Annotated in this window: 13 protein-coding genes; 8 read left to right on the plus strand and 5 right to left on the minus strand. The window is 38.6% G+C overall.

Translation table 11 applies throughout. The annotated features are described in order from the left end of the window. The 3 genes from ACILQF_RS05320 to ACILQF_RS05330 form a co-directional block, all read right to left on the minus strand. Nucleotides 1-92, minus strand: a 92-nt coding sequence (locus ACILQF_RS05320; protein ID WP_395626389.1) for a shikimate kinase, incomplete at its 3' end; no start/stop codon positions are given. A 78-nt stretch (nucleotides 93-170) separates the two neighbouring features. Continuing rightward, a complete protein-coding gene (locus ACILQF_RS05325) occupies nucleotides 171-1325 on the minus strand; it encodes a BT_3928 family protein (protein WP_395626377.1) in 1155 nt (384 codons plus the stop codon). A gap of 30 nt (nucleotides 1326-1355) precedes the next feature. Beyond that, nucleotides 1356-1910: a DUF1599 domain-containing protein gene (locus ACILQF_RS05330; protein ID WP_395626378.1), complete on the minus strand. Its 555-nt coding sequence runs from the start codon at nucleotides 1908-1910 to the stop codon at nucleotides 1356-1358. 53 nt (nucleotides 1911-1963) lie between these two features. Here ACILQF_RS05330 and folP point away from each other — a divergent pair, with 53 nt between their 5' ends. Together folP and cdaA are read left to right on the plus strand one after the other, a co-directional pair. Then, entirely contained in the window at nucleotides 1964-2836 is an 873-nt protein-coding gene (gene folP, locus ACILQF_RS05335; RefSeq protein WP_395626379.1) for a dihydropteroate synthase, read from the plus strand. Between the two features lie 27 nt (nucleotides 2837-2863). Continuing rightward, nucleotides 2864-3655, plus strand: coding sequence for a diadenylate cyclase CdaA (cdaA, locus tag ACILQF_RS05340; RefSeq protein WP_395626380.1), 792 nt, complete (start codon nucleotides 2864-2866; stop codon nucleotides 3653-3655). 825 nt (nucleotides 3656-4480) lie between these two features. On the opposite strand, the gene ACILQF_RS05345 is transcribed toward cdaA, so the two are convergent. Next, entirely contained in the window at nucleotides 4481-5752 is a 1272-nt protein-coding gene (locus tag ACILQF_RS05345; protein WP_395626381.1) for an amidohydrolase family protein, read from the minus strand. A 99-nt stretch (nucleotides 5753-5851) separates the two neighbouring features. Then, complete coding sequence (locus ACILQF_RS05350; RefSeq protein WP_395626382.1) at nucleotides 5852-6262, minus strand: BrxA/BrxB family bacilliredoxin; 411 nt, start codon at nucleotides 6260-6262, stop codon at nucleotides 5852-5854. A 331-nt stretch (nucleotides 6263-6593) separates the two neighbouring features. Between ACILQF_RS05350 and ahcY the strand changes: the two genes are divergently transcribed. The 6 genes from ahcY to ACILQF_RS05380 form a co-directional block, all read left to right on the plus strand. After that, a complete protein-coding gene (ahcY, locus tag ACILQF_RS05355) occupies nucleotides 6594-7910 on the plus strand; it encodes an adenosylhomocysteinase (protein WP_395626383.1) in 1317 nt (438 codons plus the stop codon). 217 nt (nucleotides 7911-8127) lie between these two features. Then, nucleotides 8128-8487 (plus strand): four helix bundle protein, encoded by a 360-nt coding sequence (locus tag ACILQF_RS05360; RefSeq protein WP_395626384.1) that lies wholly within the window; start codon nucleotides 8128-8130, stop codon nucleotides 8485-8487. 132 nt (nucleotides 8488-8619) lie between these two features. Beyond that, nucleotides 8620-9336, plus strand: coding sequence for a pyridoxine 5'-phosphate synthase (locus tag ACILQF_RS05365; RefSeq protein WP_395626385.1), 717 nt, complete (start codon nucleotides 8620-8622; stop codon nucleotides 9334-9336). A 55-nt stretch (nucleotides 9337-9391) separates the two neighbouring features. Then, the gene (gene mnmH / locus ACILQF_RS05370) at nucleotides 9392-10429 is read left to right on the plus strand and encodes a tRNA 2-selenouridine(34) synthase MnmH (protein ID WP_395626386.1); all 1038 of its coding nucleotides are present in this window, start codon (nucleotides 9392-9394) and stop codon (nucleotides 10427-10429) included. A gap of 88 nt (nucleotides 10430-10517) precedes the next feature. Further along, on the plus strand, nucleotides 10518-11567 hold the full coding sequence (gene selD / locus ACILQF_RS05375) for a selenide, water dikinase SelD (RefSeq protein WP_395626387.1): 1050 nt from the start codon (nucleotides 10518-10520) through the stop codon (nucleotides 11565-11567). A 451-nt stretch (nucleotides 11568-12018) separates the two neighbouring features. Further along, the coding region (locus ACILQF_RS05380) for a hypothetical protein (protein ID WP_395626388.1) at nucleotides 12019-12253 on the plus strand (235 nt) is incomplete at its 3' end.

A 12253-nucleotide genomic window follows, 5' to 3' on the forward strand; every position in this document is an offset into this window, starting at 1 on the left:
AGGTCTATAAACTCATATTTCAAATAATTAGCCAACTTTTTTCCGATAGTGGTTTTTCCACTTCCCATAAACCCAACAAGAAAAATCTTCATAAACTAAAATATATAATCTCAAAGCAGAAAAATTATGCTGCTTTCTGTTAAATAAAATCCAATTAAGGATGTAGAAAATTAATTTTTACTAAAATAACGAGCAACCATCTCATCATAAGATGGCATATTTCGAAAATGCCATTTATTGATTACCGTACCATTTTTCAATAAAAGTATGCCTGGATTCGCTCTAACCATGCTTTTCAAGGGGATACCATCCGCATAGAATACTTCCATCACCAATTTATTTTTTTTGCTGAAGATATCCGCATCACTAGAGGAGTTGGAGGTGAGCAATACCGTACGAACATTGAAATTTTCTGCAGCATTAATTGCAAGTGCATTCATATTTCCAATGCCAGATGCATCAGTTTTAGACAGATTATAAGCAACAATAACCAAATTATAATAGGGGTTTTCTAAAATCTCCTGATTGTAATCTGTCCCCTGGCTATCAGTAATTCTTAAATCTTTAATTTTAAGATCAAATCCTTTTTTTATTAATTTAGAGATAGGCTCACCGGTAATCACCCAATTCTGATCTTTCCAAATCTCTGTTTTTAAATACTCTTTATCAGTAAGTGTCTTAGTCTCACCCGTACTTTTATTCTTCAGATTATAATTAATCTCATACACATCTGGTTCGGCTCCTGGGGGAGTTATCATCAATTGTGGGATATTGTTTCCAATTTTATAAGGTAAGAAATCAAGAATCGGTAAATAACTATAGGTAAATATTCCAAAACCTAGCGATAATACCAATACTAGTGCCGCAATAAGCTGCTGAACTTTCAAACTTTCAATCAATGGCTTGATCTGATTACGGTTTAAAAAGATATAAAGAATCATCGCCAATAGCACAATATCTTTTGAGAAGGATTGCCAAGGCGTGAGTGGTATGGCATCTCCAAAGCAACCACAGGAAGTTACTACCTCAAAAAACGCAGAATAAAACGTCAAGAATGTGAAGAAGACAATCGTTATTAATAAACCCCACACCACCTTTTTAGTCCAGAAACCAAACAAAAGTAAGGCTCCAAAAATAATTTCGAGTGTGCACAATAAAATCGCAAAGGCTGTAGCATAATCATTGAAAAAGCTGATGTGAAACACTTCAAAATACTCTTGAAGCTTATAGCCAAAACCCAGGGGATCATTGGCCTTAATCAAGCCTGAAAAAATAAATAATAATCCTACGAGTGCTCGAATAACTTGTAAAAAGGCAGTTTTCATTAGTATTAATTAAAATATTATTAGAAAAATCTATATCACTCCCTTGTGCAGGTCAAGTTTTATCAAGGCAAAGACCGAATAATTAAGCATATCCTGATAATTGGCACGAACCCCTTCAGATGCTAAAGTTTGGCCTAAATTATCTTCTATCTGCTTCACTCGAAGAATTTTCATCAAAATGAGGTCTGTTAAAGAGCTGATTCTCATATCTCTCCAAGCTTCACCATAATCGTGATTTTTTGCAAACATTAACTCTTTTGTCTCCTGCACCTTTTTATCGAAAAGCATCTCCACCTCGTCCACAGGCAACTCCGTTCTTTCATCATTTTCGAGATCAATTTGCATCATCGCAATCACGCAATAGTTAACAATGCCAATGTACTCGGATGTTATATCCTCGCCAACTTTTGAAACCTTTTTTTCTTCAAGAGTTCGTATTCTTTGCGCCTTAATAAAGATCTGATCGGTAATTGAGGAGATCCTCAAAATACGCCATGCAGTGCCATAATCAGTGCTTTTCTTTAAAAAAAGCGTTCTACACACCTTGATTACGTCATCGTATTCAACTGAAGTTTTGTTTATCAAAGTCTTAATATTTATTTGTTAGTACAATGAAATAATCGGTATTTTGCCTCGATATGGCGGATAAAAATACAGTTTTTCAGCAAAAATTAACGTTAAATGTTCGCGGAACATTGCTAGATCTTTCTAGACCCAAAATAATGGGCATTCTAAACCTCACCCCAGATTCATTTTACGATGGCGGAAAGAACAATAATTTAGAAAACGCCCTCAGAAAAACTGAAGAATTATTAGCTGAAGGTGCCGACCTGATCGACTTAGGTGCATATTCATCGAGGCCCGGTGCGGAACATATTTCTGAGGAAACGGAGTACGAGCGACTGATACCGGTGGTAAAGGCTATTGCAAAGGAATTCCCGCAAGCTTTACTTTCAGTTGACACCTTCAGGTCAGGAATTGCTAAAGCAGCAATTAGCGAAGGTGCACACCTAATAAATGATATCTCTGGCGGAGAGATGGATGAAAATATGTTTCAAACAATTGCTGACTTAGGAGTACCATATATCTTAATGCACATGCGAGGTACCCCAAAAACAATGTCCACATTAACAGATTACACAGATTTATTGGCTGAATTATCTCAATATTTTACAAAAAAGATTAAACAATTACATGATTTAGGTGCAAAGGACCTAATTATTGACCCAGGATTCGGTTTCGCCAAAAACATAGATCAAAATTACGAATTGCTTGCAAAACTTGATCAACTCAAAACTTTAGGCTACCCAATTTTAGCGGCTCTCTCCCGAAAATCAATGATTTATAAATTACTGGAAAGCGATGCGGAACACGCCCTTAATGGTACCACAGCTGCAAATACCATTGCTTTAATGAATGGAGCAAATATTTTAAGGGTGCATGATGTAAGTGAAGCTAAAGAAGCTTTAATAATCGTAGAAAAGCTTAGATCCTCAAGCAAAATAGTATAAATCGTAATTAATATTTACTTTAGTAGGATGCAAGGTTTTGATTTTAGTTTCCTCAATTTGCGTTTTCTCGATGTAATCGACATAATTCTGGTTGCTTTTATAATTTATTACGTCTACAACCTCATTAGAGGCACCATTGCCCTGAACATTTTATTAGGCTTAGTTATCATTTATGCAGCTTATAAAATGGTGAAGCAGGCAGAAATGCGCCTTCTTTCTGAACTATTAGGCGGATTTGTAAGTGTTGGTTTTATCGCTTTAATCGTAGTATTCCAACAAGAAATCCGACGATTCTTATTGCTAATCGGCAGAAATGCCTCCTTACAGAAAAACAAAGCATGGTGGTCTTTTCTATTTGGAAACAAGGAAATTGTAAAAAACAATGCAGCAAGAATAAAACCAATTATTGACGCTTGCAAAAGCATGCAGAAAAGTAAAACTGGCGCCTTAATTGTCTTTGCCAAATTCTACGATGAGCAATACTATAAAAATAGTGGCGAAATTATTGACTCAAAGATCTCAAAGCGACTTCTAGAGAGCATTTTTCAGAAGCATAGCCCTTTACATGATGGCGCAGTCATCATTTCTGAAAACAGAATCAAATGCGCAAGCAGTATCTTACCCCTCACAGAAAATGATAAGCTTCCGCCGCAATTCGGACTTAGGCACAGGGCTGGAATAGGAATTTCAGAAATTAGCGATGCTGTAGCTGTAATTGTTTCCGAAGAAACTGGCGAAATATCTTATGCCAAACAAGGACGCGTGCGTTTAAACCTTACATTTATAGAGCTTGAAAAATTACTCAATAAAGATTTTTAAAGCTCTTCCGGGAGATTAAAAAAGTATTATAAGGAGTATTTACTGCCTTTAAAAGATATTTTAAGGAATTAGTTATTATGCTTTTGCAAAGGTTTTCATGGTCAGCGAAGAGCCACGGCATGTTTAATTTTCATCAAGGAAAAAGAAATAAGCCCCCGCGGTTAAGAGCGGGTAAATCATCAATATATCTTGAATTTTCTTTCTTTTGAAGTCCAAAAGAAACAAAAGCCTTTTTTTTCCTCTAAGGCAGCCGGCGCAATCCAACCGCACACAAAAACCAAAAGCGCGCGGGCTGCGTTTTACAGAAGGGTAAAACAATGCCCTCCCAAACCCACAAGGCCTTCTTTCGCCTTTTGTTTAACAGCTGCTGCGGGCAAAAGCATGACGCCTAAAATCCTGGTACGTTTGACGTTAGTTTATTATAGCATGAGATCTCTCCACTCGTTACATTAACGCTAAACCTCACCTTTGTAGCCGAATGTTCGAGATGACGGGGTGGTGGTTTGACGTTAGAAGTTAAAAGAATATAAAAAAATATTCTCATTATTTAGCAGAATTCCCTAGCACTGTCCCTTCCCAACCGATCTTCCGCCTTGGCTGGTGCGGCAACCACAAACCTAGCCCTCGCAGAACCTTTCATAGCATCAGACGCAGCGGTGATTGTTATTCGATTCTTTTTTATTGTTTTTTAACGGCTCTCATGGTCTCGGCTAAGAGCCTCGGCATGTTTAATTTTCATCCAGGAAAAAGTGAATAGGCCCCCCGCGGCCATGAGCGGGTAAATCATCATAAGTGCTTGATGCATAAAAAAAACAACAGAAAATCTTACTGCTTATAAACCACCCCTTCTTTCATCACAAAGTTCATAGAGCTCAGAACTTTTATATCCTTCAAAGGATCTCCACTTACAGCTATAATATCGGCTATTTTTCCTTTTTCTATCGATCCTAAACGATCTGAAATTCCTAATAAATCAGCCGCATTCATCGTTGCAGATTTTATTGCTTCCATAGCAGGCATCCCTACCTCAGTCATATATTCAAACTCTTTGTAGTTTTTACCATGTGCAAATACACCCGCATCCGTTCCAAATGCGATTTTTACACCCTCTTTATAGGCCTTGGCAAAAGTGCTCTGAATTTTCGGTCCGGTAGCAATGGCTTTCGGAACAACTAGTGGAGGATAATATCCCGGGATCTTTGCAGAATCGGCAACTGATTTGCCCGCAGTAATTGTAGGGACATAGTAAGTGCCATATTGCTTCATTAAACCGATAACCTCATCATCCATAAATGTACCATGCTCAATAGAAGAAACACCTGCACGAATGGCTCTTTTCATTCCCTCAGCACCATGAGCATGTGCTGCAACACGATAACCATAATCTTTGGCCGTGCTCACCACTGCCAAGATTTCATCTTCAGTAAATTGTGCTCCTGCCCCATCCTTTGCATTACTTAAAACACCACCTGTAGCAGTAATTTTTATTACATCAGAACCTTCTTTATAGCGTTGCCTAACGGCTTTTCTGGCTTCCTCCGGACTATTAACCACGCCATCTTTGGCTTCAGGATCGCCTATCAAGGCTCTACTATACCCATTTGACGGGTCGGCATGGCCTCCAGTTGTAGCAATACTTTTTCCGGCAGCCAATATCCTAGGGCCAATTATATCGCCCTGATTAATTGCATTCCTAAGTGAAATGGCAACATGACCGCCTAAATCACGAACTGTTGTAAATCCAGCCATTAGGGTTCTTTCACAAAACTTAACCGCTTTCAAGGCATAATCATCGTCGTTAAGCGTAAACTCTTCCATGTACTGATTCTTGCTAGTTTCGCTTGATAAATGCACATGGGAATCAATGAAACCTGGCATTACCGTCTGGTTTCTCATATTAATGAGCTTATCATTAGCAGCGCCCGACTGATACCCTTTTCTGACGTCTATTATTTTATTCGATTCTACTACGATGGTCATCTCAGCTTGAACCGTGCTTGATTTTCCATCAATTAAGCGGCCACATTGGATAAATGTTTGCTGTGCAAAAGCAGGGATAGCTAAAAAAGTAGAAAGAATAAAGGCTGTAAATTTCATACACAATTTATTGGTTTATCTAATCTATTAAAAAAAGGTGTAAAACAGAAAAATCCGACCTAAAGCCGGATTTTATTGTTGATAATGCGTTGATTTTGATTAGCAATATTGATCAAATGCTTGGCTCAGGTTATCAGCAATCATTTGAGCTGGGCGACCTTCAATCTGATGACGCTCGATCATATGAACTAATTTACCATCCTTAAACAAGGCAATTGCAGGAGAAGATGGAGGGTAAGGCAGCATATGAGCTCTCGCTGTGTCGACCGCTTCTTTTTCCATTCCTGCGAATACAGTAATAAATCTATCTGGATGTTTTTCGTTTTGTGTAGAGATTCTAGCTGCAGGACGAGCATTGGCAGCTGCACATCCGCAAACTGAGTTTACCATCACAAGCACCGTACCTTCTGATTTTATAGCCTGATCAACCTCATCGGCTGTTCTCAGATCCTGAAATCCGGCATTAGTCAATTCCTGACGCATTGGTGCTACTAAATATTCTGGATACATATCTTATATTTATTAATGAGTTAAAATTCAATCCAACAAAGTTAAGTATTTGTATGCAAACGACCCTACCTCAACTTATATTTGACGATTTAATTACTAATCAAATTGCATCCACTTATAAATTACAGGAATATTTCTTTAAATTACCTATTCCCATTTAATTGTAAATTATTCAAAATCCTTCATCCTATTCTTGGAAATTTATTTAATTAATTAAAAAAAACGTAAATTTGCAGCACATTTTTCAGGCCGGAATAATCTAAAAAATTCCGAAAGCAAAAAAATAATTATTTATTTATCAATACGTTAACTCGTATTTAAACCACAAACTATGTCATCAGTAGAGACAAACTATGTGCCTTACAAAGTTAAGGACATCACATTAGCAGAATGGGGCCGTAAAGAAATCGGTCTTGCAGAAGCAGAAATGCCAGGATTAATGGCACTCCGCGAAGAATTTGGTGCTTCAAAGCCACTTAAAGGTGCCCGCATCGCAGGATGTTTGCACATGACCATTCAAACAGCAGTTTTAATTGAAACGCTTGTTGAACTTGGTGCTGAAGTTACCTGGTCATCATGTAACATTTTCTCAACTCAAGATCATGCTGCTGCGGCAATTGCTGCTGCCGGAATTCAGGTTTACGCTTGGAAAGGTCTTAATGAAGAGGAATTTGACTGGTGTATCGAACAAACTTTACATTTCGGTCCGGAACGCAACCCATTAAACATGATCCTAGATGATGGTGGCGATTTAACTAATATGGTATTTGACAGGTTCCCTGCACTTATCGCAGCAATCAAAGGTCTTTCTGAAGAAACTACTACCGGAGTTCATCGCTTATATGAGCGCATGAAGAACGGAACATTGCACTTACCTGCAATCAATGTGAACGACTCAGTAACAAAATCTAAATTCGACAATAAGTACGGTTGCCGTGAATCATTGGTTGACGCAATCCGTCGTGCAACTGATGTGATGATGGCTGGTAAAGTGGCTGTTGTTTGTGGTTATGGTGATGTAGGTAAAGGTTCTGCAATCTCTTTAAGCTCTCAGGGAGTTCGTGTAATTGTAACTGAAATTGATCCTATCTGTGCTTTACAGGCAGCAATGGAAGGTTATGAAGTTAAAAGACTTTCTACAGCAATTAAGGAAGCTGATATCGTAGTAACAACTACCGGTAACTGTGACATCGTTCGTGGAGAGCATTTCCTTGCATTAAAAGATAAAGCTATCGTTTGTAATATCGGTCACTTTGATAATGAAATTGACATGGCATGGTTAAATGAAAACTATGGCAATACTAAGGTTGAGATAAAGCCACAGGTTGATAAATACACAATCAATGGTAAAGATGTTATCATTCTTGCTGAAGGCCGTTTAGTGAATTTAGGATGCGCAACTGGTCACCCATCATTTGTAATGTCTAACTCATTCACAAACCAAACTTTGGCCCAGTTAGAACTTTGGACAAACACAGATAAGTATGAGAACAAAGTTTATGTTCTTCCAAAATACTTGGATGAAAAAGTAGCTCGTTTACACCTAGCAAAGATCGGCGTTGAACTTGAAACATTACACCAGCATCAGGCTGATTATATTGGTGTTCCAGTTGAAGGTCCGTTTAAGGGGGATGCTTATAGGTATTAAGGGAGGAGGACTGAAGTAGGAGGTCTGAGGATGGAGGTCTGAGGACTGAGGTCTGAAGTATGAGGACTGAGGTCTGAAGTATGAGGATGGAGGTCTGAAGTATGAGGATGGAGGTCTGAAGTATGAGGATGGAGGTCTGAGGTTACCGTTTACTAAGTTTAAACCTTCAATTTTGACAAATTTTATAAGAATGCTTACTTTCGGGTAAGCATTTTTTATGATAAAATCATTTTCAGATCTGGAGGTCTACCGACTTTCATATCAATTTTCGATTGATATTTTCCATCTATCTAAGCAATTCCCGGTATCGGAGAAATATTCGTTAACCAGCCAAATTATTCGTTCAACTAGATCTATAAGTGCTAATATTGCAGAAGGTTTCGGTAGAAGAATATACCAGGCAGAATTTAAGAAATTTCTAATTTACTCAACTGGATCTTTGGAAGAAAGCAAGGTTTGGTTGAATTTTGCCAAAGACTGTGAGTATATTACACCTCAGCAATTTAATCTTTTACAAATGAAAACAAACGAAATTGGCGCAAAACTATATAAGCTCTATATTAATTGGAAATCTTAGCCTAATTTAGTACAAACTAAATAAATTACACATCAAACGTCATACTTCATACCACATACTTCATACCTCATACTTCATACCTCATACTTCATACCTCATACTTCATACCTCAGACTTCATACCTCACCCCCCATGACAAAACTATCCCTCAACATCAATAAAATAGCTACTCTTCGTAATTCCAGAGGAGGCAATAATCCGGATTTGGTAAAGGTGGCACTTGATGCAGAACGTTTCGGTGCTGAAGGAATAACCGTTCACCCTCGTCCTGATGAAAGGCATATCCGCTATCAAGATGTTTTCGACCTGAAGAAGGTGATCCAAACAGAATTCAATATTGAAGGAAATCCAAAAGAGCAAAAATTTGTTGAGCTTGTTTTAGCCAACAAGCCTGCTCAAGTTACCCTAGTGCCGGATACTGAAGGTCAATTGACCTCCAACCATGGATGGGATACCGTCAAACATCAATCCTATTTAAAAAATATTATCGCTGAATTTAAGTCGGCCGGAATTCGCGTTTCCATCTTTGTGGATCCAAATGAAGAAATGATTGAAGCCGCGCAAACTACAGGAACAGATCGTATTGAACTTTATACTGAAGCTTACGCTTCGGGCTATCATGAAGATAAAGCTCTTGCTATAAAACCTTACATTGCAGCAGCAAAGATGGCCGACCAGCTTGGCTTAGGTATAAATGCAGGCCATGATTTGGATCTCCATAACCTAAAATATTTTTCACAAAATATACCGGGTTTACTGGAAGTCAGCATTGGGCATGCGCTCATTTGTGATTCCCTTTACTTCGGATTGGAAAATACCATTCAGATGTATTTAAGACAGCTGAAATAGATAATCACACATTTTTTGCAGGCATTCAATCCTCAAAATACTAATTTTATAAAAAATGATTCAAACCCTGGATATTGTTAAATTCCTAGAAATGGCTGATACTACTCCTGTGGTTGACGTAAGAACGCCACTGGAATTTGAACATGCGAGTATTCCAGGTGCTTTTAATCTTCCAATCTTCTCCAATGAGGAAAGGGTTATAGTTGGAACAACCTATAAACAAAAAGGACGCGAAGAGGCCATTCTATTAGGTTTTGATTTGACTGGCCCCAAATGGTCAGCATTTATTAAAGAAGCCTTAAAGATAGCTCCCAATAAAAAAATACTAGTACACTGCTGGCGCGGCGGCATGCGTAGTGGCGCAATGGCCTGGGCATTAAACCTCTATGGGTTTGAGGTATATCTTTTAGAAGGCGGTTATAAACGCTACAGAAATTGGGTTTTAGCGCAATTGAAAAAAGATTATCCGCTTATCGTTTTAGGAGGAATGACTGGCTCAGGCAAGACAAAAACTCTCTTGGAGCTAAAAAAACTAAATCAACAGGTTATTGATCTAGAGGATCTCGCGCAACACCAAGGATCATCCTATGGCTCAATGGGCAAATTGATACAACCGACTCAGGAGTATTTTGAAAATCTATTTGCATCACAACTCCAAAAAACAGACGGTACAAGGCCAATATGGGTCGAAGATGAAAGCCTATCAATCGGTAGATGCTTTTTACCCAACCCATTTTTTAAGCAAATGCGCGAATCGACTTTATTAAAACTAGAAGTACCATTTCAAAAAAGAGTCGACTTTTTAGTTGAAGAATATGGAAAGCTTGATAAAGAATTCTTAATTGAACGTACCATAAAAATTGGAAAAAGATTAGGTCCCGAGCAAACTAGAGACGCCATTCGTGCCATTGAGTCCGACCAAATGGAGGTTTTCATTAAGCTAGTGTTGGTTTATTACGATAAAACGTACAGCAACGGACAAGGAAAAAGAAGTCAGGAAAGTGTTCATTCTTTGGATTGCAAAAGTACCGATGGCATAGAAAATAGCATGCTCCTTTTCAATTACATTCAATCAATAATGTCAGTAGAATAAGGAGCAAGGCTTAAAGAAATTTCTGATTAACTCTAGCATCTCATATCTCATATCTAATATCTCATATCTAATATCTAACTACTAATAAATGAACACGGAAGAAATAAAATTAACACAATATTCACATGGCGCTGGCTGCGGCTGTAAGATAAGTCCGGCAGTACTCGACCTAATCCTGCACAGCCCAATAAAACATGCTGTAGACCCATCTTTATTAGTTGGAAATAATACACGTGATGATGCTGCTGTGTTAGATTTGGGAAATGGTACCGCATTAATTTCGACCACCGATTTTTTCATGCCTATTGTGGATGATGCTTATGATTTTGGGAGAATAGCCTCAGCAAATGCCATCAGTGACGTGTATGCTATGGGCGGAAAGCCGGTGCTCGCCATCGCTATTTTAGGATGGCCGATTGATAAATTATCACCAGAAGTGGCTCAAAAAGTGTTGGAAGGTTCACGCTCCATTTGTGCCGAAGCTGGTATTACACTTGCCGGCGGACACAGCATCGACAGTCCCGAGCCAATTTTCGGTCTCGCCGTTAATGGCATGGTAGATATCCAAAACTTGAAACAAAACTCAACAGCCACCGCAGGATGTAAACTTTACCTAACCAAAGCTTTAGGTGTTGGAATATTAACCACCGCACAAAAAAAGGGGATACTTAAGCCAGAGCATGCCCATATAGCCCCCAAAAGCATGTCGATGTTAAACAAAATCGGCGAAACTTTGGGCAAACTAAATTATGTAAGGGCAATGACCGATGTTACAGGATTTGGGTTATTAGGTCACCTTTCCGAAATGTGTGAAGGAAGTAATTTACAAGCACTTATTGAGTTCGATAAAGTTCCCAAAATAAATGAAATTGATGAATATTTAGATCAAAACTCAATTCCTGGGGGCACCGGCAGAAACTGGGCAAGCTATGGCCACAAAGTAAAAAGCATTAGCGATAGGCAAAAGCATATTTTGGCAGATCCGCAAACTAGCGGCGGACTACTAGTTGCTGTGGAGCTTGACAAGTGTCAGGAATTTGAGCAGGTGTTAAGAGAAAATGGCATTCCTGAAAACAATATTGTATGCTTCGGAAGCCTATCCCAAAAAACTGAAGAGAAATTAATTGAAGTTATTTAATTAAGAATAAGTTATTAATCAGTTTGTCCAGGGGGAATTTAATTAAAAGATCAAATTCTAAACTCATAATGATTATTTTTTCTTTTCCTTCAGCAGAAAAGAAACAAGCCGAGGCTCTTCGCCGAGACCATGAGAGCCTTTAAAAAAGAATAAAAAAGAATCGAATAAATGCCGCCGCTGCGTCTGATGCTATGAAAGGTTGTGCGAGGGCTAGGGTTGTCTCTGCCGCACCAGCCAAGGCGGAAAATCGATTGGGAAGGGTCTGTGGGCGGACGATTTTTGTTTCCCGCAGATGTCGCAGAATTCCGCAGATTGTTTCTGCGCTGATCGGCGTTAATCTGCGGGAGATTATTTTTGTGCGTTTTGCAGATTTTAATATCTGCTGTCAAATGAACTGGGATTCTAGGCGTCATGCTTTTTCCCTCAGCAGCTGTTAAACAAAAGGCGAAAGATGGCCTTGTGGGTTTGGCAAGGGGCATTGTTTTACCCTTCTGTAAAACGTAGCCCGTGGGCTTTTGGTTTTTGTGTGCGGTTGGTTTGCGCCGGCTGCCTAAGTCCAAAAGACTCCTTCGGAGAGGAAAAAAAGGCTTTTGTTTCTTTTGGACTTCAAAAGAAAGAGATTCATATTTTTTTTGGATTAGGGTTTAATAGGGAAATTGGAGTTTTAATGATATTTCCCGCTCATA

This window comes from Daejeonella sp. (assembly GCF_044232565.1).
Taxonomy (GTDB): Bacteria; Bacteroidota; Bacteroidia; order Sphingobacteriales; family Sphingobacteriaceae; genus Daejeonella.

Bases quoted from the DNA above. Each gene is read 5' to 3' on its own strand.
- ACILQF_RS05325 (WP_395626377.1), bottom strand. From the start codon at position 1,325: ATGAAAACTGCCTTTTTACAAGTTATTCGAGCACTCGTAGGATTATTA.
- folP (WP_395626379.1), top strand. From the start codon at position 1,964: ATGGCGGATAAAAATACAGTTTTTCAGCAAAAATTAACGTTAAATGTT.
- cdaA (WP_395626380.1), top strand. From the start codon at position 2,864: ATGCAAGGTTTTGATTTTAGTTTCCTCAATTTGCGTTTTCTCGATGTA.
- ACILQF_RS05345 (WP_395626381.1), bottom strand. From the start codon at position 5,752: ATGAAATTTACAGCCTTTATTCTTTCTACTTTTTTAGCTATCCCTGCT.
- ACILQF_RS05350 (WP_395626382.1), bottom strand. From the start codon at position 6,262: ATGTATCCAGAATATTTAGTAGCACCAATGCGTCAGGAATTGACTAAT.
- ahcY (WP_395626383.1), top strand. From the start codon at position 6,594: ATGTCATCAGTAGAGACAAACTATGTGCCTTACAAAGTTAAGGACATC.
- ACILQF_RS05360 (WP_395626384.1), top strand. From the start codon at position 8,128: ATGATAAAATCATTTTCAGATCTGGAGGTCTACCGACTTTCATATCAA.
- ACILQF_RS05365 (WP_395626385.1), top strand. From the start codon at position 8,620: ATGACAAAACTATCCCTCAACATCAATAAAATAGCTACTCTTCGTAAT.
- mnmH (WP_395626386.1), top strand. From the start codon at position 9,392: ATGATTCAAACCCTGGATATTGTTAAATTCCTAGAAATGGCTGATACT.
- selD (WP_395626387.1), top strand. From the start codon at position 10,518: ATGAACACGGAAGAAATAAAATTAACACAATATTCACATGGCGCTGGC.